Genomic DNA, 22,521 nt, shown 5'->3' with positions numbered 1-22,521 from the left:
CTAGTTGCATTAACAGAGCAAGCCTTGACAGCCATCCAAGAAGCTAAGACTCAGGATGCAGTAGATAAGGCCTTGCAAGCAGCTTTGGCATCTATCAATCAGCTTCAAGCGACTCCGAAAGAGGAGCCGGCTCCAGAAGAACCAAAACAGCCAGAAGAGCCTAACTACGACAAGGCCATGGCAAGTCTGACAGAAGCAATTGAAAGAAAGACAGCCGAGCTCGGTGATGACAAGGAAGCTAAGAAGAAGCTAGTTGCATTAACAGAGCAAGCCTTGACAGCCATCCAAGAAGCTAAGACTCAGGATGCAGTAGATAAGGCCTTGCAAGACGCGTTGGTAACCATCAATAAGCTTCAAGCAACTCCAAAAGAGGAGCCAGCTCCAGAAGAACCATCAAAACCAGAGGAGCCAAGCAAGCCAGTAGAGCCAGCAAAACCAGAGGAACCATCAAAACCAGAGGAGCCAAGCAAGCCAGTAGAGCCAGCAAAACCAGAGGAGCCATCAAAACCAGAGGAGCCAAGCAAGCCAGAAGAACCAGCAAAACCAGAAGAACCAAGCAAACCAGTAGAGCCTAAGCTTGACTACGATAAAGCTATGGCAAGCTTGTCCGAAGCCATTAAAAGTAAAACAGCTGAGTTGGGTGATGACAAGGAAGCTAAGAAGAAACTAGTTGAACTAGCAGAACAAGCCTTAGCTGCTATTGAAGAAGCCAAAACTCAGGATGCAGTAGATAAGGCCTTGCAAGACGCTTTGACATCTATCAACAATCTTCAGACTACACCAAAAGAGGAACCAGCTCCAGAAGAGCCTGCAAGACCAGAAGAGCCTGCGAGACCAGAGGAGCCAAGTAAGCCAGAAGAGCCTGCGAGACCAGAGGAGCCAAGTAAGCCAGAAGAGCCTGCGAAACCAGAGGAGCCAAGTAAGCCAGAAGAGCCTGCGAAACCAGAGGAGCCAAGTAAGCCAGAAGAGCCTGCAAGACCAGAAGAACCAAGTAAGCCAGAAGAGGAAGTAAAACATTCAAATCTTCCAACTGAAGGTGTTAAAGAATTGAGTGTAACTCAACCAAGCCTTGAAGTAACGACAGATCCGATTGCCTTCAACACTATTCGTCGTGAAAATTCTCTCTTAGCTAAAGGTAAGGAACAAGTCGTTTCTGAAGGAAAAGACGGACAAGTAACGACCTATGTAGAAGTTGACGGAAGCGATCGTAAGGTTGTTAAGGTTGAACGTGAGGAAGCTCAAGACCGCATCGTTGAAGTCGGTACTCAAGAAGGAACTGCTATGCCGACAGAAGGCGTTATGAATTTGGACTTTAATCTACCAAATCTAAAAGTAGAGAAAGAACCAATCGCCTTCAAGACTGTTCGCCGTGAGAATGCTGATTTAGCTAAAGGTAAGGAACAAGTCGTTTCTGAAGGAAAAGACGGACAAGTAACGACTTATGTAGAAGTCGATGGTGACAACCGTAAGGTTCTTAAGGTTGAACGTGAGGAAGCTCAAGACCGCATCGTCGAAGTTGGAACCAAGGAAGAAAGTCCATCAACTGATAGCACATTGAAGGTCTTGAAAGATTCATCAACAAACTTGAAATTGATTGCTCGAGAAGGGGATCTCAATGGTGGTTCTGTTCTAGAGGTCGATAAGGTTGCTAACCAAGTCTTGGAAGGTCGCCGTTTCGATGCTTATCAAATTCAATTGAAGAATGAGAAAGGCGAACTTGTTCAATTAAAAGGTGCAGCCCTTGTTCAAGTTGCTGTGGCGTCTGATGTAGCCAATGTCTATGCTATGAATGCAAATCAAGAATTGCAAGAAGTGAAGTTTGAACAGAAAGGTTCAGCACTTGAATTTGTAGCTCCACACCTAGGTGTCTATGCGGTAGTCTACAAGGATGCAGCTCAACCAAGTGCACCAGCAAATGTAGAAACTCCTGCTCCACAACCTATGGGAGAAGATAAGCCTTTAGCAGAGGCTAAGGGCACTGCAGCAGATTCTACAAGCAAACAGTTACCAGCAACAGGAGAAGAAGTAAGTTCAGCTCTCTTGCCTGCCCTCACTCTTGTTTCGGGAATGATGCTATTCTTCTTCAAAAAAGATATGAAGGACTAGAATAGAGAACGCTAAAGGAAGTATCTTGAAACACTAAAAAGGAGTCCCATTGTGGACTCCTTTTTGTGGGGAAAAATATTTTAAACAGAAAACCCTGAATGGTTTCCAATTTCAGGGCTTTCTATTTCTTGTGTTTCTGCGATAACCATTTAATCGATTATTTTCCCAGTAGCTATTAAAGATTTTTTCTTTACTTTCGCGATCAATTTCTAGGAAATAAGCATAGAGTAAATCAATGATAATCAGCATTGGAAGCTGAGCAGAGATTCGTTGGATATATGAGGCTTGGCTTTGGCTTGCGACTAATACTGTTTCTGTAAATGCTTGGGTATCCTTATTCGGTGCACTTGTAAATAGAACTGTCTTAGCTCCCATATCCTGGGCATCTAATAGGCTATCGATGATAGATGGTGTTGTTCCTGAGAGGGAAAAACCAAAGACCAAACATTTTTCATCAATGATACTAGTCGTCCAGGCAAAACCATCTGGATCTGTTAAGGCTTCACAGACGACACCTAGTCTCATAAAACGAAGCTTCATCTCACGTGCCACCAAACCAGAACTCCCTGTTCCGAAAAAGTATACACGTTCTGACTGGTCGATCATCTGAGCCACACGTTCCAGCTGCTCATCGTCAATCAATCCTTGAGAAATTTCTCGAAGATTTGCATAACTTCTAAGGACTCTCTGAGTTAAAGGATTCATATCCTGTTGAGGAGCAGAAAGAGTATCTTTTTGTTGCTGATATTTGAAGATGAATTCTCGATAGCCTTTAAAACCACACTTCTTGGCAAAACGAGTGAGTGCTGCCTGGGAAATATGAAGTTTTTGCGTGACTTGTTGAGAGGATAAGTCATCATTTATGGTATCTGCCTGCAGAAAATAGCGGGCAATTTCTTGCTCTAAATCGGTCATCTCTTCAAAGTGAAGGTCGATAATCGTAGAGATATCTTGCTTATTCATGGAACTCCTTTTATAGCTATTTGCCAAAATTACTTTGGCAAATCTAACAAATAAAATAGCGCTTACCTCCATTATATCATAGAAAATACTTTTTGGACCAAAAAGGAAAAGTCTTTTCTTTTTCCATAATTTTCTACCTAAATTATGGTACAATGAAGAGTGTGATTTTGATTAGAAATGAGATTGATGTGTATGAGAAAATTCAATAGCCACTCGATACCGACACGGCTTAATTTGTTATTTGCAATCGTCATTTTGCTCTTTTTAGCAATTATTGGTCGTTTGCTTTATATGCAAGTTCTTCACAAGGATTTTTATGAAAACAAACTCGCTTCTGCTAGCCAAACTCGAGTAACCATGGGTTCCGCTCGTGGAGAAATTTATGATGCAACAGGAAAACCTTTAGTCCAAAATACCGTTAAACAAGTTGTTTCCTTTACACGAAGCAACAAGATGACTGCGGCTGATTTGAAGGATATTTCTAAAAAATTGTTGACCTATGTCACAGTCACCTCTCCAGAGTTGACGGACCGTCAAATGGCTGATTATTACTTGGCTGATGCTGAAGTTTATAAGAAGACAGTTGAAGCTCTTCCAAAAGATAAACGATATGATTCAGATGGCAATCAACTTTCCGAATCTGAACTCTATAACAACGCTGCTGAGAGTATTACTTCCAGTCAATTAAACTACTCAGAGGATGAAAAGAAGGCAATCTATATCTTTAGTCAGCTCAATGCAGTAGAAAATTTTGCGACAGGAAATATCCAAACGGATCCTTTGAGCGATACACAGGTAGCTGTGATTGCTTCTGCATCTAAGGAATTACCAGGTATTTCCATCTCTACTTCATGGGACCGAAAAGTCTTAGAAACCTCTCTTTCATCTATAGTTGGAAGTGTTTCGAGTGAAAAATCTGGTCTTCCAGCAGAAGAAGTGGATGCTTATTTGAAAAAAGGTTACTCACTCAATGACCGTGTTGGGACTTCCTATCTTGAAAAGCAATACGAAGAAGTCTTGCAAGGAAAACGTACTGTCAAGGAAATCCATTTGGACAAGCACGGAGACATGGAGAGTGTAGAAAATATCGAAGAAGGAAGCAAGGGTAAAAATATCAAATTAACCATTGATTTGGCCTTCCAAGATAGCGTAGACAGTCTCTTGAAGAGTTATTTCAACTCAGAACTTGCCAATGGTGGAGCCAGATATTCAGAAGGCGTCTATGCAGTAGCCCTCAATCCTAAGACAGGTGCTGTGTTAGCCATGTCAGGAATGAAGCACAATGTAGAGACTGGAGAACTGACCACAGACTCACTTGGTACAGTAACCAATGTCTTCGTACCAGGATCTGTCGTTAAGGCAGCTACCATCAGTTCAGGTTGGGAAAATGGGGTCTTGTCAGGAAATCAAACCTTAACAGATCAACCAATCGTCTTCCAAGGTTCTGCGCCTATCAATTCCTGGTATACCCCTTATTATGGTTCTTTCCCGATTACAGCCGTTGAGGCCTTGGAGTATTCATCCAATACTTACATGGTCCAAACTGCTCTTGGAATCATGGGGCAAACTTATCAGCCTAATATGACAGTAGGAACCAACAATCTTGAATCTGCCATGGGAAAACTTCGTTCAACCTTCGGTGAGTATGGTTTAGGAGTTTCTACAGGAATTGACCTACCGGATGAGTCAACAGGGTTTATTCCTAAAGACTACGATTTGGCCAACTATCTAAATAATGCTTTTGGACAGTTCGACAACTACACACCAATGCAGTTAGCTCAGTATGTGGCGACTATTGCCAATAATGGTGTCCGCTTAGCTCCTCATATCGTGGAAGGAGTCTACGACAACAACGAACAAGGTGGTTTGGGAGAGCTCATTAAGCAAACGGACAGCACAGAAATGAATAAGATTAATATTTCTGAGTCTGACATGTCTATCTTGCAACAAGGCTTTTACCAAGTATCTCACGGAACAAGTGCTCTTACGACAGGTCGTGCCTTTTCAAATGGGGCAGCAGTATCCATCAGCGGAAAAACCGGTACAGCCGAAAGTTACGTTAACGGCGGCCAAAAAGCCAACAATACCAACGCAGTAGCCTATGCGCCAACCGATAATCCGCAGATTGCAGTCGCAGTTGTTTTCCCGCATAATACGAATCTAACTAATGGTGTCGGACCTTCGATTGCTCGCGACATTATCAATCTATACAACCAACACCATCCAATGAACTAGAAAGGAAGCCATGCTTTACCCAACACCTATAGCTAAGCTGATTGACAGTTATTCTAAACTTCCAGGTATCGGGATTAAGACAGCTACCCGACTGGCCTTTTATACCATTGGGATGTCGGATGATGACGTCAATGAATTTGCAAAAAATCTTCTTGCAGCCAAGCGAGAATTGACCTATTGCTCTATTTGTGGACGATTGACAGATGAGGATCCTTGTTCTATCTGTACAGATCCTAGCCGTGATCAGTCTACGATTCTGGTCCTGGAGGATAGCCGAGATGTTGCTGCCATGGAAAATATCCAAGAATACCACGGACTTTACCATGTTTTACACGGCTTGATTTCTCCTATGAATGGGATTAGTCCTGATGATATCAATCTGAAAAGTCTCATGACTCGCCTCATGGAGAGTGAAGTTTCTGAGGTCATCGTAGCCACCAATGCAACAGCAGATGGTGAGGCGACCTCCATGTATATCTCTCGACTACTTAAACCTGCAGGGATTAAGGTTACTCGTCTAGCAAGAGGTCTAGCAGTAGGAGCTGATATCGAATATGCAGATGAAGTAACGCTCCTAAGAGCTATTGAAAATCGTACAGAACTTTAGTCTGTAAGGATATAGAACAGGCAATTAACTAGCAGATACGATATATAAGAAATCAAGAGACTGGATTTATTTTTAATCCAGTCTCTTTTGTGCTATTCAAGTTTAAAAAAATAAACAAATGTGATATACTAAAAAGCGAGTATTCTAGTAGAAATAGGACAATCATATGAAACAAACAATTATTCTATTATATGGTGGACGCAGTGCAGAGCGTGAAGTATCTGTATTGTCAGCTGAGAGTGTCATGCGTGCGGTTAACTATGACTGTTTTGAAGTCAAAACTTTCTTTATCAGCCAGTCTGGTGATTTCATCAAAACCCAAGAATTTACCCAAACTCCTGGCCAAGATGAACGTCTCATGACCAATGAAACGATTGATTGGGACAAGAAAATTGCTCCAAGTGCCATCTACGAAGAAGGCGCAGTTGTTTTTCCAGTTCTTCATGGACCTATGGGAGAAGACGGTTCCGTTCAAGGTTTCCTAGAAGTCTTGAAAATACCTTATGTCGGTTGCAACATCTTGTCCTCAAGCCTTGCTATGGACAAAATCACGACTAAACGTGTCTTGGAATCTGCTGGGATTGCCCAAGTCCCTTACGTAGCCATTGTTGAAGGGGATGACTTAGCTTCTAAGATCGCAGAAGTTGAAGAAAAATTAAGGTATCCAGTCTTTACCAAACCATCTAATATGGGTTCTAGTGTTGGTATTTCTAAGTCTGAAAATAAAGAGGAACTCCATCAAGCTCTCGAACTCGCCTTTAAATATGATAGCCGTGTCTTGGTAGAGCAAGGCGTCAATGCGCGTGAAATCGAAGTTGGACTTTTAGGAAACTATGATGTCAAGAGCACTCTACCTGGTGAAGTTGTCAAGGACGTAGCCTTCTATGACTACGAAGCGAAATACATCGATAACAAGATTACGATGGATATTCCAGCCAAGATTAGTGATGATGTAGTGGCAGTCATGCGTAAAAATGCAGAAGCTGCCTTCCGTGCTATTGGCGGGCTTGGTCTCTCACGTTGTGACTTCTTCTATACAGATAAGGGAGAAGTTTTCCTAAATGAGCTCAATACCATGCCAGGATTTACCCAGTGGTCTATGTATCCCTTGCTCTGGGACAATATGGGGATTAGCTATCCAGAACTAATCGAGCGTTTGGTGGAGCTTGCTAAAGAAAGTTTTAACAAGCGTGAAGCGCACCTGTTGTAAAGATAGCTATAAGGGCGGGGCAAGACTCCCTGCCCCTTTTTAAAGGAGTAAACATGAAACTTACGATTCACGAAGTTGCGCGTGTTGTCGGTGCAAAAAATGATGTGACAGGCTATGCGGACAGTCCACTAGTTAAGGCAGAGTTTGATAGTCGTTTGATTGGGCCTGGTGATCTATTTGTGCCACTCAAGGGGGCGCGTGATGGTCATGACTTTATCGAGACGGCTTTTGAAAACGGCGCTGTTGTAACCTTGTCAGAGAAGGAAGTAGCAGATTATCCTTACATTTTAGTAGAGGATGTTTTGACAGCCTTTCAAGCTCTTGCAGCTTATTACCTTCAAAAGACAGGAGTAGATGTCTTTGCTGTTACAGGTTCGAACGGTAAAACCACTACCAAGGATATGTTGGCGCATTTACTTTCTACAAGCTACAAAACCTACAAAACGCAAGGAAATTACAATAACGAGATTGGACTACCTTATACAGTTCTCCATATGCCAGATGACACTGAGAAGTTAGTCTTGGAAATGGGACAGGATCACTTGGGAGATATTCATCTTTTGTCTGAACTGGCTCATCCGAAAACAGCTATTGTGACTCTGGTCGGAGAGGCACATTTGGCCTTCTTCAAGGACCGTTCTGAGATTGCCAAAGGTAAATTACAGATTGCTGATGGAATGGAGAAAGGTAGCTTGCTCTTGGCGCCAGCTGATCCCATTGTAGAGGATTATCTACCTGCTGACCAAAAAGTAGTTCGTTTTGGTCCGGGTGCAGAACTCGAAATTACAGAATTAACTGAGCGTAAGGATAGCTTGACTTTCAAGGCTAATTTCTTGGAGAAATCCCTTGATTTACCAGTAACTGGTAAGTACAATGCGACTAATGCTATGATTGCTTCTTACGTTGCCCTGCAAGAAGGAGTGACTGAAGAGCAGATAGGTCAAGCCTTCCAGAATCTAGAGTTGACCCGCAATCGTACCGAGTGGAAAAAGGCTGCCAACGGTGCAGACATCTTATCAGATGTCTACAATGCCAACCCAACAGCCATGAAGTTGATTTTAGAAACTTTCTCTGCTATCCCAGCAAATGAAGGTGGTAAGAAAATAGCAGTTCTGGCGGATATGAAAGAACTTGGAGACCAGTCTGTTCAACTTCATAATCAAATGATTTTGAGCCTGTCACCAGATGTCCTTGATACTGTTATTTTCTACGGTGAAGATATCGCTGACCTAGCTCAATTAGCTAGTCAAATGTTCCCAATCGGCCATGTTTACTACTTCAAGAAAACAGCTGAGGAAGACCAGTTTGAAGCCATGGTCAAGCAAGTTAAGGAGAGTCTTGGAGCTAAAGACCAGATTCTGCTTAAAGGTTCGAACTCTATGAATCTAGCTAAGCTAGTAGAAAGTTTAGAAAATGAGCGCAACTGATTTTGTCAAGGCTATACAGAGAATGTTGGCCATCACTGATACTGGTTTGACCTATACAAAGGACACTTTTGACCGTGAACGTTATGAGGATTTACGTCAGATTTTATCGAACGTATTGCAGGAGACTACGGATCTTAATCAAGAGGAATTGACTGCGATCTTAAAACCAACAGCTAGCTATGCAACTCCCTTGATGGATGTAAGGGCTTGGATTATTCAAGACCAGAAGATTTGTTTGGTTAGAGGACAAGGAGAGGATACTTGGGCATTACCTGGAGGCTTTGGTGAAGTAGGCTATTCCCCTAAGGAAAATATTCGAAAAGAAGTTCAGGAAGAAACAGGCTTTTTTGCAGAAGTAGGCTCTTTATTGGCTATTTTTGATACCAATCGCTTTCAAATGCAGAGTAAGCAGTATGCCAAGTTTGTATTTGATTGTCGACTATTGGATGGGGACTTTCAAGAAAATCAAGAAGTTGCTGAATTAGGATTTTTCGACATTTCGGCTCTCCCTCCCTTATCTGAAAAAAGAATAACTAAGGAACAAATGGATATTCTATGGCAAGTTTATCAGGGTGAGCGGAAACAATATGTTGATTAGAAGCTTTGTTTTATCTTAAGGCCACTAGCTTCTTTGGAACACAAAAATATTAGAAATAAATGTAAGCTATGATCTATAGAGATAAGTAAGAGAATGGCTTATATGAAAATGAGGAAAATTATATGAATGTTTGGGATGCTTTATTTACCACCCATCCGACGGAACCACCCCAATTTGGATTTACTTGGTACGCAAGCACATTTGCCTTACTGTTTTTGACAATTTATCTTGCTTATCGCTATCGTGATAATAAGGTTTGTCAACGATTATTCCAGATTATACAGGCAATACAGTTAATCTCGCTTTACAGCTGGTATTGGATCAATCAGTTCCCACTGTCAGAAAGCTTGCCTTTTTATCATTGTCGATTAGCCATGTTTGTAGTTCTACTACTGCCAGGTGTTTCAAAAACCAAACAGTATTTTGCTTTGCTTGGAACCTTCGGGACGATTGCAGCCTTTGTTTATCCAATACCAGACGCTTACTCTTTCCCACACATCGTTATTTTGTCCTTTATTTTCGGACATCTAGCCCTTCTTGGAAATTCCTTGATTTATCTTTTAAACAACTACGATGCTCGTCTGTTGGATTTCAAAGGTATTCTTATACTGACCTCTTTACTTAATGGTTTGATTTTTATAGTCAATTTATTGACGGGTGGAGATTACGGTTTTATGACAAAACCACCATTGGTGGGAGACCATGGTCTTGTGGTTAATTATATTATTGTCACTCTATTTTTGACTTGTGCTATTTTCCTCTTCTCTAAAGGTTTTCAAGTCATCACTCAGGAGAAGGCAGAAAGAAGATTGAAAATCTGGCAGAAATAAAAAATATTTTCCCAACCGCTTGACTTTTATCTGAGAATTTTGATACAATAGTAGGCGGTATTGTTTACCCCATTTGTAAGGCCCCGGAACCTTTCAAATACCCTGCGGACCGGAACATCCGCCCTGTAAACAAAAACGACATTCATATAGGAGAAATCATGAACAAAACTACATTCATGGCTAAACCAGGCCAAGTAGAACGCAAATGGTACGTTGTTGACGCAACTGATGTACCTCTTGGACGCCTTTCAGCAGTTGTTGCTAGCGTACTTCGCGGAAAAAACAAACCAACATTCACACCACACACTGATACAGGTGACTTCGTAATCGTTATCAATGCTGAAAAAGTTAAATTGACTGGTAAAAAAGCATCTGATAAGATCTACTACACTCACTCAAACCACCCAGGTGGATTGAAATCAATCTCTGCTGGTGAACTTCGTTCTAAAAATGCAGTTCGTTTGATCGAGAAATCAGTTAAAGGTATGCTTCCACACAATACTCTTGGCCGTGCTCAAGGTATGAAATTGAAAGTATTCGTTGGAGCTGAGCACACTCACGCTGCACAACAACCAGAAGTTCTTGATATTTCAGGACTTATCTAAGGAAAGGAACAATAAAGTATGTCACAAGCACAATATGCAGGTACTGGACGTCGTAAAAACGCTGTTGCACGCGTTCGCCTTGTTCCAGGAACTGGTAAAATCACTGTTAACAAAAAAGATGTTGAAGAGTACATCCCACACGCTGACCTTCGTTTGGTCATCAACCAACCATTCGCAGTTACTTCAACTGTAGGTTCATACGACGTTTTCGTTAACGTTGTAGGTGGTGGTTACGCTGGTCAAGCAGGAGCTATCCGTCACGGTATCGCTCGTGCCCTTCTTCAAGTAGACCCAGACTTCCGCGATTCATTGAAACGCGCAGGACTTCTTACACGTGACTCACGTAAAGTTGAGCGTAAGAAACCAGGTCTTAAGAAAGCTCGTAAAGCATCACAATTCTCAAAACGTTAATCAATACGATTATATCAACGTTTCGAAACACTTCATGGTTCACACCATGGGGTGTTTTTTTGATGATTTTTAGCAAAATTCACACCACTTTTCACACCAAATTCACACCATTATTTTTTTAGATTTCGAAAGGCAATTTCCCCAACAGCCATTGGGATTACATTTGAAGTGTTGACATAAGTCTTAGTTGTAATCGTATCACTATGAGTGAGTGCTTCAGAAATAGCTTCCATAGAGGTTCCAGCTTGTTTAGCGAGTGTGGCTCCTGTATGTCGTAATTTATGAGGGGTTGCATGTGCAAGTTCTGGATGACGACGCTTAACAGATTTCATCTTATTGTTAAGATAATCAGCATGGAGACAACTGTTTACATTTCCCTTTGTATCAATGTACGTAAACACATACTGTTCTGGAGTCTGGATAATATTGAATTTAGCCAGTTCAATTTTTTGTTGTTTTTTTCCATTCCTGAAGCAAGTCAGTTAACTCATTAGGAATTCGAAAAGTTGTCTTCTTGTTTCCTTTGGTAGAATTTGGATTTTTGTATTTATCTAAAGCTTTTACTAACTTAATTTCTTGTTCCTGTGTATTGATATGCTTCCATTGCAAAGCGTAACTCTCTGATTTTCTATCTCCCAAGAAGAAAGTAGTATAGAATAAAACATAGTCTTTGAATAGAATCTTTTCAGTCTCTAAATCTTTTTCAAAAGCTGTAAACCATGCTTGAAGTTCTTCTTGAGATAGAGATAAATCTTCATCTTTTTTTGATTCCTGTAGCTTGATATTCTTAGTGGCTTTGATACGACTTATCGTTTTTGATAGGCGATTAGTTTCGATATACTCTAATTCTTCTGCCCAGTCAAAGATAGAGTTAACGTAGCTCCTGATAACTTTGAAATTTGCATATTCTTCAGCCTTTTGAGTCATTAGATTTAGTATAACTTGTTTATTTTGATTAAGAAAGTCTATTGAATAATTCCCAAGTAAGGGTAAGATGTGTTTTCTAAAAGCAATTTCTGTTCCAACTATAGTTGCTTGAGAAGGTGGTTTAGCAGTAGAAGTTGTCTGACCTGCTTTGTAGGATTCCCACCAAACGTTTTGATAGAAATCTGAAAAGAGGATAGAACCGCTATTCTCCAATGAAGCAGAACCTCCACTAAGAATTTTATCAATCTTATTTTGAAGTTCTAGTTCGTATCTTTTTGCTTCACTCTTTGTTTTGAACCGTTTTTAAATCACTTTCTTATCAATACCTAGCGAAGATTTAACCTCCTCAGGAATATAAACACGTAAGCGATAGGTTCCGTTTTTAGTTTTTGTAATAGACATAGTATTCTCCTTTTGAATTGAGCTAGAAAATACCATGGTTACATTATAACAAATGACCATAGAATTTCTACTGCTTTTGTAACCAGCGATTGATTTCTGTTTTATCGAATCGAACGGTTTTTCCAATACGAATGATAGGTAAACCTTTCCGGACCCAACTATCAAGCGTGTTATTGGAAATTCCTAGATAGTCGCAAGTTTGCTGTTTGTTCAAAAATGGACTTCCAAGAGTGCTATTGTTCAACCGATTTTTGATTTCGTGCTTGAGTGTAAGTCAGCAATCAAAACCTGAATTTGATGAATCTGTTCATCTGGTAGAATAACTTGCATTAGTTTCTCCTATTCTGTGGTAAAATAGGAGTAGTGATAGTACTTTCACTACTCTTTAGGTCTGTCAGTTGCTCTGCTAAAAGTGTCTGACAGACTTTTTATATTATCGTAAAACTCCGTTGTATATTCTTTCACACCATAAGGAGTTTCATGTTTTGTGGTACGTGAAAATGTCGGAGGACTGTTAATTTTATAAGTTTCTATAAGCTCACCCTTTGTTGTTGTAATTTCCAAAGGCTTTTCAATTCCTCTGCTAGTTCGATAAATTCTGATACCCTTGGGATACATGTATAGGCGCGCACCTTTTATAATTGCTTTATTTTGTGACCCCTCATCATCACCTATCTGTAAATTAGATAAATAAGCAATCAAATAATTCCCAACCCTGTCAGCTCTCCGTAACCTTTTGGTCTTTGTAAAACCCTGCCCCCACATTTTAGCAAGGTCATTGTTAGGAATTGTTAGCTCTGAATCATTCTTTAATAACACATGCAAATGCCACCTTCCACTAGCTTGTGGTTCAATGACCGTAATGTAATCAACCTTTCCAAACTGATTACGAATGCGACGAATGAACGCTTTGAAATCCCTATAAACTATAGCTGTTTCGGTAACATGGTCACGATAAGTCAACGTAATCCAAAGCTGATTTTTTCCGCCAGTAAAATTATGGGCTATTATTCGCCGTAACTTCTTCATAGTTTGCTTTGTTGACTTAAGATTATCTAACCTACTATTGTTTGAAGTATCCATAGCGTGAATTTCTCCGGTCTCAAGATTTACGTAACGCTTGCCTTCTATCACTTTAATAGTTTGCTCTTGCTGACCGTTAGCGGTAGTAATCTCCACCGTATTGCCGTAAACATAACTCTTTACTACCTTACTATGTTCGATTTGCTTCATGCTTTGTACCTATAAAAATATGTTTCTGTGATCTTGTTTGACGCTTTATCTAGTTAAGGCGTCAAAAAATAATGAATTTCTTTTTATTTCATGCTTCTATTGAGAGCAGGAACCCTGAGAGGAGAAAGCTAATCAGTATCGGTACGGTTGAACCAAGTTCAACCGCACCGTACCAATCAGTTTACTAACTCTCAGCCTACTGTTCAATAGACTTTCACGACATAAAGCCAAAATTCATTAATTAAATGGTGCTTTTGCTAGTTTGAGTATCGTTTGGCGATGTCATTGAGTACTAGCTCTCTATCTTTAATGTAAGGTATCATAATACGTCGAACTGGTTCCCCATGAATCTGAGCGAATCCTTTGCCGGCTGGAGATGATTCAGGTTTGTCTGATTCGTCTGTGATTTCAAAAACCATTCGAACTCCTTCGGTAGTTACTCCGCCAAGTGCTACCCGAATTCCAAGGTTGCCTCGTCCTTCAGTTCCTCCGAAATAGGTAGAGTCAGCCTGTTGGAGTCCTACAATAAGGCGGTAGCCCCCTCTCCCTGCTCCAAGGCTACGAGAGAGCCGTAGCATATCCTTGAATTGTCTTAAAAAATCATCACGTTCTTTTTTAGTAGTGTAGCTCTCAACGAGGCTTGATAGCTCATCGATGATGATATAGACGACTTTATCGCCAATATCCTCTACTCCAGTTTGGTATAATTTGAATTGATGATATAGCTTATTCCACGCCACTTTAGTATCTTCAGCTGAAGCATAATTTTTACTAGTGTAGAACGGATACCAATCTTTACCTCGTTTGTAATCCAGAATAAAGAGTTCATCTTGGTTATTCTTTAAATTATCAATAAGCCATATCCAATAAGTCAAAGTTCCTGTTTTTCCAGCTCCAGTCGAACCGGTTAAGAGCAGATGACTGTTCAGTTTAATCAACTGATAGTTTCCTTTTCGGTCAGCCCATAGTGGGAAATTTCTATTTGTCTTCCCTCTGATATTTTCTCTATTCTGATTTATTAAAGAGATTGGCAAAATATCAAGCTCCCTTTCACGTTCAACACGGGCTAATTCAGCTAACCTCACTTCGTGATTCTTTGATATTTTATCTACAAATATCACTGGAGTTGACCATTTAGAAGATGTCTCAAAATTATGAAGATAAAGCTCTCCTAAATCTTGAAATTCCCAACCTGCCATTAGTCCATAGGACTTGAAACGTTCTTTGAGCTCACTTAGTTCCTGATGTTTAGGCCTATTATGAAAATGGACGACCAAGTGATTTTTAATCCAATTTCGTCCTGAGATAAGTTCTTTTAGCCTTTCATCATTCTCCCAGTCAGCAATCAAAATAGAATCGAACCAAGCAGCGAAGGTGTTGTATCTGTCTTGTGGGGATGGTTCAGATTGAGTGGATTGTGTTGCAATAGTAGGTCCACTAAACTGATTCTTAATTGAAATAAAGATTGTAATTATAGGAGCTACAAAACTTGCCACCAAACCGGCAAGAATCTTCCAAATTATATCGCCACCTGCTTCTTGCTTTTCTATCCATCGATAAGATAGAAGCCAGTTGTGTCTGAATTTTGGAAATGCAAATAGCATAATTACTAAAAGAAAAAATAAAAACATACCCATATTTGTACCCTCCAAAAATTATAACTCAATGTTTTCATCGGCTTCAATTACTGTAGCAGTCAAACTAAGTTGATTGCGGTATTCACCATAGACGACAGCTTTTTCGATGTTTGTAACATCACATATAGTTACCATTGGCTGAAAAACAGTATAGTCTTCGAGCGAAGCTAGAGGAACTTTCACTGTGATTTGGGCACCTAGATTCGTCTTGCTATTTGGATACTCACTGTTATCCTTATAAATTAGAAGTAAGACCTTTACTCCTTTTTCGACCTCTGAACCCGTATCGGTTTTCTCTATCCAACGTGTTGCAGAAATGAAGCGAAGTTCTTTTCTTAAGAAAAATTGAGATGTATTGAATGCAGTAAAGTAATTTAAATTTTTCAAAGACATAATGATGTCCTCCATCTTAAAATTCATAAAGAAACAAATTATAGAAATAGTTTCTATGGCGTTAAAAATAGAAACAAAATATATTATTTGTTTCTAGATTAGTTTATCAGAATTAATAAAGCTTGTCAACAAAAAAAGAATCTTTTTTTTAAAAAAGATTCTAAAAGGGTGTAAAAGTATGATATAATAGATTTAACTTGAGGAGGTATTGGTATGAAATTAACTAGAAAAACAGTTAAAGAGCTTTGTCTTAGTCTTACTAAAGCAACGTTAGAGTTTACTGGATATGATTTAACAGATGAGTCTGGGTATTTAATAGCAGAGATGGAGGGGGAACAACCTTTATTAATTTATTGTTTAAGTAAACAATTTTCTGATAAAGAAAGTCCTACATTTAAAGCAGATGGAAAAGCTTTGACTAAATTAATACACTTCGTAGAATCAAATGCTGAGCCACTTAAACCTTGTATTGCTTATAATTTTACCAAGGGGAATATATCATTATTTGAAACGGTGATAGTCTCAATTGAAGATATTCGAGAACTGACAAGAGTTGGGGGGGTATTTTCAGACGCAGGGGGTCATCTACATTTGAACACGGATTTAATTTCAGATTTACCTAAGTCTACAATTTATAAAAAATGGAAAATAGTTGAATAATTATTATTTCTATTTTTAAAAAAATTATTAAAATTTGAAAAGTTTACTTTTTTATGTTCTGACTTGACAAAATGCTGAATATGTTATACAATAATATACGTAGAAAAGAACTATCGCTTTTAGCGTAGCCAAAGAATTACTGGTCGGTCTGTTTTGGTCAGTCATTCGCAGATAGGCTTATTTGGGTTTTATATGTTTTTCCGCAAACAGACAACTAATAAATATATCGTAGAAAGAGGTGTAAATAGCCTCTTTATTTTTTTGAGAAAAGGTATAATATGTTAAGAAATTTAATTCTTAGTTATAGAACATTGATGGATACCCGATACAAATTTACTACTACTCAGACCATTTCTGGACAAACTACAAATAAATATATCGAATTAAGCTTCACAGAACCGAATTTCCATCATCTTATAGGTTTGCACAAACTTAAAGGGGTAGATAAAGTCAAGTGTTTCAATGGCAAGGGAGCTCAGGAGATATATAACCAAATTTTGGGAAATCATATTACTTTTTATGATTTAGATAAAGATACATCTCAGCACAAAGTTGCATTTTTATCTAGGGCAACTTCTCTGAATCTAATTTATACAATGTTGGATAATATAAGTGTCAACTTAAAGGGATTGTATTATTTTGACCCCCAAAAAATAGGTTCTAAGATTAAAGCAAAGTATTTATTGCATTTTCAATATAGAGATAAAGAATTTTATTTTTTGTTTGATAAATCCTCTAAGAAAGTTAAGAATACTGATATTTGCTACCCAGTTTCAGTTTTTCGAAAAAAAATACAGAGCGAAATGAGAGCAGGGAATACCGCAAAACATTATGAAATGGGTCAAACTCTTATCAACTTAGTGAAAGTTGAAAAAATACAGGGAGAAACCACTACTATACTATATAATAAAAAATAGCTTCTTGATATCAAGTAAGCTATTTTTTGATAGTGATTGTTGCTATATATGGTGTGAACTTTTTGGTAAAATCTAGCTCAATTCGTGTATTTTTAGGGTAAAATTCACACCATTCAACTGAAATTGATTCAAATTAGACGAAATTGCTCTTTCTGAAAACGTGGGGAAACATTGATTTTAAGAGGATATTGAAACTTATTTAAATAAAAGTGTTTCCAACCAGGTCTTAAGAAAGCTCGTAAAGCATCACAATTTAGTAAACGTTAATTCGATAGAATTACTATACATACAAAGAGCACCTTTCGTGGTGTTCTTTTTTCGATTTTCTTACTAAATTGAGGGATATATAGTAGTATTTTTTAGTAATACTTGATATTTTGGTATAATATGATTATTAAATAGTCTGAATATATAGTAACAAGGAGGAAGTAATGGCTGATTTTTTTGCTGGGAAAATTGTTTATCTTGATGAGCAAGCTGTTTTTGATTTTTTAGAATTACATCAAAATGGGATACAATCTGATATCATAAAACGTGTGTCCGAAAATATGGTTGAGGTAGATGCCGAGGGAAAGGTTGGTATGAATTTCTTTACTCGATTTAAAATAGGACTCTCTGGAAATGCTTCATATCAACGAAGCGGTGTAGTAGAATCACAGATTACCTCTACATTGCTAAGTAACTTTAAAAAGTTTGCGACCAATAAAAAAGGTTCTTCAAAAGTGGAACGTTTAGATAATGTTAAACTTTTTATTGAAAAAGACTCCCCCGCTTTTTACCGTAACATCACTCCTGTTCTCGATATGATTAGTGATATTACTAAAATGAATAGTATTACAGATGATGATAAAAATAATTTTAAAGGTATTGAAATAAAGAATATTGAACGAACTTTGGACCGACTTTCTGGATATTATGAAATTAAGGGAATTAGTTCCGAGAGTAATGAAAGTGTTTTCAGATTCAATATATCGGGTCTACGTAATAATTATACGTTGAGTGACTTAACCAAGATGGATGTCAAACTTTATGGAATTAAGGTTGGAGAAGTAGATTCAATTGATTTAAGTTTTAATACAATGATAGATAGATTATCAAACCAGAGACAGTCACAACTAGGAGCTGACTTTGATGAAGAACAAAATAATGAGAAAATACCGATATATGATGTTCTAGTGGCAGGTGTGTAATGGTAAGATTTAATATTTTTTTTGAGCCAGTTCAAAAGTTTAATGAAAGGGTCGCAAAATTAGATAACTATGTTTCATTTAATGAGGTTATTATAAATTGGACTAAAGATTCTACTATTATTGATATAATAAAACCTCTAATAGATAAAAAGAATTGTATTTTTAGAATGGATACCTACTCGCTTTCTGGGAGCCTAGTTTTTGAAAATATTGATTTATTAATCAAAATTTTTAATGATTCAGGAACTGAAGAAATATATCTTCATAATCCCCCTAAAAAATTCTTTAATTCATTAAAGCAACAAGTTAAATCAGAATTTTTAAATATTGAACAAAGTACTTTTGCAAAAATTAGTGAGGAGCAACTTAAAAGGATTTCTGAAGATTTAAATGAAAAAATAGTTGGTCAAGAAAAAGCTAAGAAAAGTTTATTAAGGAAATTGGTTACTCAGTTGGTGCGTACGAATGCGAAACCACTAGTATTAATGTTTTATGGTGAACCAGGAATAGGAAAAACTGAAACAGCAAAACAACTATCATTTACACTGTATGGAAATAACAATTTTATTAGAGAACAAATGTCGATGGTTGGTGGTGAATCAAGTGTAAAATATTTTAAATCAACAAACCATAGCGAGGACTCATTTTCTAAAACATTACTAAACAGAGAATCTAATGTTATTTTGCTTGATGAGTTTGCTTTAGCTCCTGCATTTTTTCATAGCACCTTCTTTCAAATGTTTGATGAAGGCGTTTATGAAGACCAAAATTATAAAGTAGATTTAAGTAACTCAATTATTATTTGCACTTCTAATTTTAAAAGTCGTTTAGAAATGGAAAAAAATATTGATATAGCATTATTGAGCCGATTTGATGGTTTTGTTAAATTTTCTCCACTATCTATTGATGAGAAAAAGCAAATTTTAAAATTGACGTATTCAAAAATTATTAGCTCTGAATATATAGATGAAAGGTATCAGGAATATCTAGATGAGGACAAGATATTAGCTTGTATTGAATCGCATCTAAACACCCTCCCTAATGTTAGAGCAATAAGGAAGTACGTTGAAGATGTTGTTGCGGATGAATTATTGGAGGTCATAATAAATGGTAAATCAAACTGATTAGGATAATAATTTTAGAGAACGATAAAGATTATGGAGTGGAGAATTTAAAATGAAAAAATTGAAAAAACTAACTTTTTATAAAACGATTTGGTTTTGGTTAACTATATGTTTATTGGTCTACATATTTAGACAATCTACAGTTGTTAAAATATTTATTGATATCGTTTCTTATGTTTATCAGCAAGTCATAAGTGAACCGATTGCATTTTTGGCATTTCTTATCAGTATTATTACTGTATATATAGAAAGAATTAATGTTTTAAAAACAGATAGAAGAGCTAAATTATCCATCTCCTATAAAAAAGAGGAGATGTCAGAAGTAAAAGCTGAATTCAATGGTGAGAAAAAGGAGATTGAGGTACCTAAGCTAAGAATATATGAAAATTCAGGAACCATAAAGTCTACTTACATATTCACACCTTATATTAAAAATAATGATGTAAAAAATGATACAATAGATGATAACTATTTTTCATTTAATGCAGTTCATATCCATCTTAATGAAAATAGTAATTTTTTCAATCCAGCCAGGCTACATTATAATAATTGTATTGCTCCCAATTCGTTCATTTCGAATAATCCAAATGAAAATCAATCTCATTTTATTTTTTGTTTATTCGAAGGTGTAGATGGTTCTTATAAATTATTATTGCTTGTTTATTTAAAAAATGAAAATGGAAACTATGATCTTCAAGTTATTGATAGGGTAGATGCATTAAATAAAGGAGCGGTGGATTTGCAACATTACTATAATCAGTTTAAAAAGTGTGAAAAATATCTTTCTGAAAATAATATCATCATCTCTTGAGTTAAATAAATAGACCTTTACAGTGAATATTAATCAAAAATGCCTCACTAATTAAGTGAAGCATTTTTGATTGTATAGAAGATACTGCATAGTCTATTTTTAGCCTTATTGAAATGATTTCAGGTCATTTTAGTTTAATTTTGGGAATCAAGAAAGGCTTTAAATCAATATTTCTGGCGTTAACAAGTCTAAAAAAATCTTGGAACAAGTTTTGCATGTTCACCATAATATTTTATAGATTCCTTTCATACCAAGGGTTTAGCCCCTGTTTCTTAAATTTTACTGCCCACTTCTGCCCAGAAATGAGTAGTGTAAAAATCTTAACTATTATACCATGTTTAGTTTGAATGACAAAGTGAGGTAGTGTAAAATAAGTTGTGTAAACACCAAAAGGAATAAATACGTTATAGTAGAGTTGCGAAACATTACTAGAAAAAGATTTATTCCTATGACTCAGTTTCCGCATAACTACTTAACTTTCTAGTCCAAAAGCAAGATATTGATAATAACAGAAGGAGAAACTTTCTCTTTTTTAGTTCAACTTATTCAATTTTTTTATTAAATATTGTAATAGAAGGTCAAAAGATGTTGGTATCATGCTACACTAAAATAAATAAAAACAAAACCTTGTCAAACCAGGCTTGAAAAAAGCTCGTAAAGCATCACAATTTAGTAAACGTTAAAACTTATTTACACTTATTGAAAGCATCTCGTATCAAAAATACGGGGTGCTTTTTCTGTTCACCCCAAATTTTTGTAACTAGGTGATACTTGAAACGGACCTAACCTATTCCCCTATTTCACTTAAACTTATTCATATTTTATGAAATTAATCAGTAGATATAGTTCTGAAAAGCCTTGATATTTCGCTCTTTTTAGTTCAAGTGAAAACAATACTTTCCAAACTAGGTCTTAAGAAAGCTCGTAAAGCATCACAATTTAGTAAACGTTCTTCGAAAGAATGACTATACTTACAAAGAACACCTTTTTTTTGTACGTTCTTACTAAATTAGCGCAATTGACGCAGTTGTTGCGACTTTAGTCGCTTACAAATGTGGCTGCAACCTGACAAAGTCAGTTGTCTCAAAACGTTAATCAATACGATACTGTCAACATTTCGAAACGCTTCATGGTCCACACCATGGGGTGTTTTTTTGATGAATTTTAGAAAACCCATACAACTTTACTCGAAAGAATGCTATAATAGCTTAGAATAACTGATCCTCTGTTGGAATACATTTATGGGGGATTACGATATCACTTGTCTTAAAGGTTAGCTTGTTCTGTTAGACAATTGGATTTTGAATTCCTTTTTTTCAATTGTTTTTATACATCTTGAAAATTCAAATTGGTGTAGTTGTTATCCAATCCTTATGAACGAGTTGTATCAGGGGAGAGTTTCAGTATATTATTTAAAGAATTGTCTACTCTAACTACAGAGTATAGTTTAGCAAATTATCGTCTTATGATAATATTTTGGGCTTTGAACATGCAATTTCTATTGGGAAAAGTGTTGAGATTTCTAGCTTGTAGATTTTCTTGCTTGTGCAGAACTAAGTTATGAGACGGATGCTCGAAATCGTGAAAAATTTAAAGTAAAAGATTTTACAAAAAATCAGCAGAGGTGGGAAATGAGAGTCGTTTTATTGCCAATTTATTATAAGGATGAGAATAGAATAGAAACTTGTCAGATTTTTATTAGAGATAGCGAAGAATTATGTATTCTTGATGTTGATAGAGATTCGGGTTTTGAACGCTATGAAGCCGACTCTTTCTTTGAGGCGCTTACGAACTATCGTCTGGATTTGGAGAAAGAAGGCGGGATTCTACAATGTAATGGAGCTGACAGGTGTGTATTTCCATCTCCGATGCAGATGAATTTTGGAGGAGAAAAAGCCTATTTCTTGGAAATGGGAAAACAAGCCAGTTTAAACAATGTTTATGAGATTTTTGACCAAGATAAACCAAACTTAAACTGTGTCAGTGTCGCAGAACAGAAACAATTTTATGATGATTGGTTTACTAGCCTAGTAGGTGGGAGCCATTAAACCTTCAGTTTAAAAGTAGCTATCGGAATAAATCTTAGTAACCTATGTCCTGGGCCGTGTGACAGATGAAAGAATTGTAGATAGACATTATCACGGAAGATTTGGAGAATACGAGTTGAAATTAAACTAAAGACTTACTTAGTCCATGTTATGGGTGGTATCTAAAGAGAGATGATTTTGACTGGAT

The 22,521-nt window shown here is 37.2% G+C and carries 20 protein-coding genes and 2 pseudogenes; 16 read left to right on the top strand and 6 right to left on the bottom strand.

Going from position 1 to position 22,521, the window contains the following annotated elements; genetic code table 11:
- The coding region (locus ACESNQ_RS04245; RefSeq protein ID WP_373075259.1) for a G5 domain-containing protein at positions 1-2,106 on the top strand (2,106 nt) is incomplete at its 5' end.
- Positions 2,107-2,217: 111 nt separating this feature from the next.
- Here the strand turns inward: ACESNQ_RS04245 and ACESNQ_RS04240 are convergent.
- Positions 2,218-3,069 (bottom strand): MurR/RpiR family transcriptional regulator, encoded by an 852-nt coding sequence (locus ACESNQ_RS04240; RefSeq protein ID WP_373075257.1) that lies wholly within the window; start codon positions 3,067-3,069, stop codon positions 2,218-2,220.
- A gap of 192 nt (positions 3,070-3,261) precedes the next feature.
- Between ACESNQ_RS04240 and pbp2b the strand changes: the two genes are divergently transcribed.
- The 8 genes from pbp2b (at position 3,262) to rpsI (ending at position 10,992) form a co-directional block, all read left to right on the top strand.
- Positions 3,262-5,304, top strand: coding sequence for a penicillin-binding protein PBP2B (gene pbp2b / locus ACESNQ_RS04235; RefSeq protein WP_373075255.1), 2,043 nt, complete (start codon positions 3,262-3,264; stop codon positions 5,302-5,304).
- A 10-nt stretch (positions 5,305-5,314) separates the two neighbouring features.
- The gene (gene recR, locus ACESNQ_RS04230) at positions 5,315-5,911 is read left to right on the top strand and encodes a recombination mediator RecR (RefSeq protein WP_074324556.1); all 597 of its coding nucleotides are present in this window, start codon (positions 5,315-5,317) and stop codon (positions 5,909-5,911) included.
- Positions 5,912-6,077: 166 nt separating this feature from the next.
- Entirely contained in the window at positions 6,078-7,121 is a 1,044-nt protein-coding gene (locus ACESNQ_RS04225) for a D-alanine--D-alanine ligase (RefSeq protein ID WP_373075252.1), read from the top strand.
- A 53-nt stretch (positions 7,122-7,174) separates the two neighbouring features.
- Positions 7,175-8,548, top strand: coding sequence for a UDP-N-acetylmuramoyl-tripeptide--D-alanyl-D-alanine ligase (locus ACESNQ_RS04220; RefSeq protein WP_373075250.1), 1,374 nt, complete (start codon positions 7,175-7,177; stop codon positions 8,546-8,548).
- Positions 8,535-9,146: an NUDIX hydrolase gene (locus ACESNQ_RS04215; RefSeq protein WP_075565877.1), complete on the top strand. Its 612-nt coding sequence runs from the start codon at positions 8,535-8,537 to the stop codon at positions 9,144-9,146. The genes ACESNQ_RS04220 and ACESNQ_RS04215 overlap by 14 nt, the downstream gene beginning before the upstream one ends.
- Before the next feature lie 122 nt (positions 9,147-9,268).
- Positions 9,269-9,976, top strand: coding sequence for a YwaF family protein (locus ACESNQ_RS04210; protein WP_373075248.1), 708 nt, complete (start codon positions 9,269-9,271; stop codon positions 9,974-9,976).
- Positions 9,977-10,134: 158 nt separating this feature from the next.
- Positions 10,135-10,581, top strand: coding sequence for a 50S ribosomal protein L13 (rplM, locus tag ACESNQ_RS04205; RefSeq protein WP_001044622.1), 447 nt, complete (start codon positions 10,135-10,137; stop codon positions 10,579-10,581).
- An 18-nt stretch (positions 10,582-10,599) separates the two neighbouring features.
- Positions 10,600-10,992, top strand: coding sequence for a 30S ribosomal protein S9 (gene rpsI / locus ACESNQ_RS04200; RefSeq protein ID WP_000075969.1), 393 nt, complete (start codon positions 10,600-10,602; stop codon positions 10,990-10,992).
- Between the two features lie 110 nt (positions 10,993-11,102).
- On the opposite strand, the pseudogene ACESNQ_RS04195 reads toward rpsI, so the two are convergent.
- The 5 genes and pseudogenes from ACESNQ_RS04195 to ACESNQ_RS04175 form a co-directional block, all read right to left on the bottom strand.
- A pseudogene (locus ACESNQ_RS04195) lies at positions 11,103-12,321 on the bottom strand (tyrosine-type recombinase/integrase).
- A gap of 67 nt (positions 12,322-12,388) precedes the next feature.
- Positions 12,389-12,651: pseudogene (locus tag ACESNQ_RS04190) on the bottom strand (helix-turn-helix domain-containing protein).
- A gap of 48 nt (positions 12,652-12,699) precedes the next feature.
- Positions 12,700-13,554, bottom strand: coding sequence for a rolling circle replication-associated protein (locus ACESNQ_RS04185; RefSeq protein WP_373075245.1), 855 nt, complete (start codon positions 13,552-13,554; stop codon positions 12,700-12,702).
- Positions 13,555-13,811: 257 nt separating this feature from the next.
- Positions 13,812-15,191: a P-loop NTPase family protein gene (locus tag ACESNQ_RS04180; RefSeq protein WP_373075243.1), complete on the bottom strand. Its 1,380-nt coding sequence runs from the start codon at positions 15,189-15,191 to the stop codon at positions 13,812-13,814.
- An 18-nt stretch (positions 15,192-15,209) separates the two neighbouring features.
- On the bottom strand, positions 15,210-15,584 hold the full coding sequence (locus tag ACESNQ_RS04175; RefSeq protein ID WP_373075241.1) for a hypothetical protein: 375 nt from the start codon (positions 15,582-15,584) through the stop codon (positions 15,210-15,212).
- Between the two features lie 213 nt (positions 15,585-15,797).
- Here ACESNQ_RS04175 and ACESNQ_RS04170 point away from each other — a divergent pair, with 213 nt between their 5' ends.
- The 7 genes from ACESNQ_RS04170 (at position 15,798) to ACESNQ_RS04140 (ending at position 22,334) form a co-directional block, all read left to right on the top strand.
- Positions 15,798-16,244: a hypothetical protein gene (locus ACESNQ_RS04170; protein ID WP_373075239.1), complete on the top strand. Its 447-nt coding sequence runs from the start codon at positions 15,798-15,800 to the stop codon at positions 16,242-16,244.
- 278 nt (positions 16,245-16,522) lie between these two features.
- Positions 16,523-17,161 (top strand): PBECR4 domain-containing protein, encoded by a 639-nt coding sequence (locus ACESNQ_RS04165; RefSeq protein WP_373075237.1) that lies wholly within the window; start codon positions 16,523-16,525, stop codon positions 17,159-17,161.
- A 431-nt stretch (positions 17,162-17,592) separates the two neighbouring features.
- Entirely contained in the window at positions 17,593-18,351 is a 759-nt protein-coding gene (locus ACESNQ_RS04160; RefSeq protein ID WP_106100271.1) for a DUF6414 family protein, read from the top strand.
- The gene (locus ACESNQ_RS04155; protein ID WP_373075235.1) at positions 18,351-19,475 is read left to right on the top strand and encodes an AAA family ATPase; all 1,125 of its coding nucleotides are present in this window, start codon (positions 18,351-18,353) and stop codon (positions 19,473-19,475) included. The genes ACESNQ_RS04160 and ACESNQ_RS04155 overlap by 1 nt, the downstream gene beginning before the upstream one ends.
- A 52-nt stretch (positions 19,476-19,527) precedes the next feature.
- Entirely contained in the window at positions 19,528-20,286 is a 759-nt protein-coding gene (locus ACESNQ_RS04150) for a hypothetical protein (protein WP_373075233.1), read from the top strand.
- A 1,301-nt stretch (positions 20,287-21,587) separates the two neighbouring features.
- Positions 21,588-21,719, top strand: coding sequence for an Imm70 family immunity protein (locus ACESNQ_RS04145; protein WP_373075231.1), 132 nt, complete (start codon positions 21,588-21,590; stop codon positions 21,717-21,719).
- A 198-nt stretch (positions 21,720-21,917) separates the two neighbouring features.
- Positions 21,918-22,334, top strand: a complete 417-nt coding sequence (locus ACESNQ_RS04140; RefSeq protein ID WP_373075229.1) for a hypothetical protein — start codon at positions 21,918-21,920, stop codon at positions 22,332-22,334.
- Positions 22,335-22,521: the final 187 nt, after the last annotated feature.

The sequence above is a fragment of the Streptococcus infantis genome (assembly GCF_964243025.1).
Classification (GTDB): Bacteria; Bacillota; Bacilli; order Lactobacillales; family Streptococcaceae; genus Streptococcus; species Streptococcus infantis_N.
This window is presented reverse-complemented; position numbering and strand designations above follow the sequence as displayed.

Bases quoted from the DNA above. Each gene is read 5' to 3' on its own strand.
- ACESNQ_RS04220 (WP_373075250.1), top strand. From the start codon at position 7,175: ATGAAACTTACGATTCACGAAGTTGCGCGTGTTGTCGGTGCAAAAAAT.
- ACESNQ_RS04225 (WP_373075252.1), top strand. From the start codon at position 6,078: ATGAAACAAACAATTATTCTATTATATGGTGGACGCAGTGCAGAGCGT.
- ACESNQ_RS04210 (WP_373075248.1), top strand. From the start codon at position 9,269: ATGAATGTTTGGGATGCTTTATTTACCACCCATCCGACGGAACCACCC.
- ACESNQ_RS04160 (WP_106100271.1), top strand. From the start codon at position 17,593: ATGGCTGATTTTTTTGCTGGGAAAATTGTTTATCTTGATGAGCAAGCT.
- ACESNQ_RS04180 (WP_373075243.1), bottom strand. From the start codon at position 15,191: ATGGGTATGTTTTTATTTTTTCTTTTAGTAATTATGCTATTTGCATTT.
- rpsI (WP_000075969.1), top strand. From the start codon at position 10,600: ATGTCACAAGCACAATATGCAGGTACTGGACGTCGTAAAAACGCTGTT.
- recR (WP_074324556.1), top strand. From the start codon at position 5,315: ATGCTTTACCCAACACCTATAGCTAAGCTGATTGACAGTTATTCTAAA.
- ACESNQ_RS04175 (WP_373075241.1), bottom strand. From the start codon at position 15,584: ATGTCTTTGAAAAATTTAAATTACTTTACTGCATTCAATACATCTCAA.
- ACESNQ_RS04165 (WP_373075237.1), top strand. From the start codon at position 16,523: ATGTTAAGAAATTTAATTCTTAGTTATAGAACATTGATGGATACCCGA.
- ACESNQ_RS04150 (WP_373075233.1), top strand. From the start codon at position 19,528: ATGAAAAAATTGAAAAAACTAACTTTTTATAAAACGATTTGGTTTTGG.
- ACESNQ_RS04170 (WP_373075239.1), top strand. From the start codon at position 15,798: ATGAAATTAACTAGAAAAACAGTTAAAGAGCTTTGTCTTAGTCTTACT.
- ACESNQ_RS04155 (WP_373075235.1), top strand. From the start codon at position 18,351: ATGGTAAGATTTAATATTTTTTTTGAGCCAGTTCAAAAGTTTAATGAA.
- rplM (WP_001044622.1), top strand. From the start codon at position 10,135: ATGAACAAAACTACATTCATGGCTAAACCAGGCCAAGTAGAACGCAAA.
- ACESNQ_RS04215 (WP_075565877.1), top strand. From the start codon at position 8,535: ATGAGCGCAACTGATTTTGTCAAGGCTATACAGAGAATGTTGGCCATC.
- ACESNQ_RS04140 (WP_373075229.1), top strand. From the start codon at position 21,918: ATGAGAGTCGTTTTATTGCCAATTTATTATAAGGATGAGAATAGAATA.
- ACESNQ_RS04240 (WP_373075257.1), bottom strand. From the start codon at position 3,069: ATGAATAAGCAAGATATCTCTACGATTATCGACCTTCACTTTGAAGAG.
- pbp2b (WP_373075255.1), top strand. From the start codon at position 3,262: ATGAGAAAATTCAATAGCCACTCGATACCGACACGGCTTAATTTGTTA.
- ACESNQ_RS04185 (WP_373075245.1), bottom strand. From the start codon at position 13,554: ATGAAGCAAATCGAACATAGTAAGGTAGTAAAGAGTTATGTTTACGGC.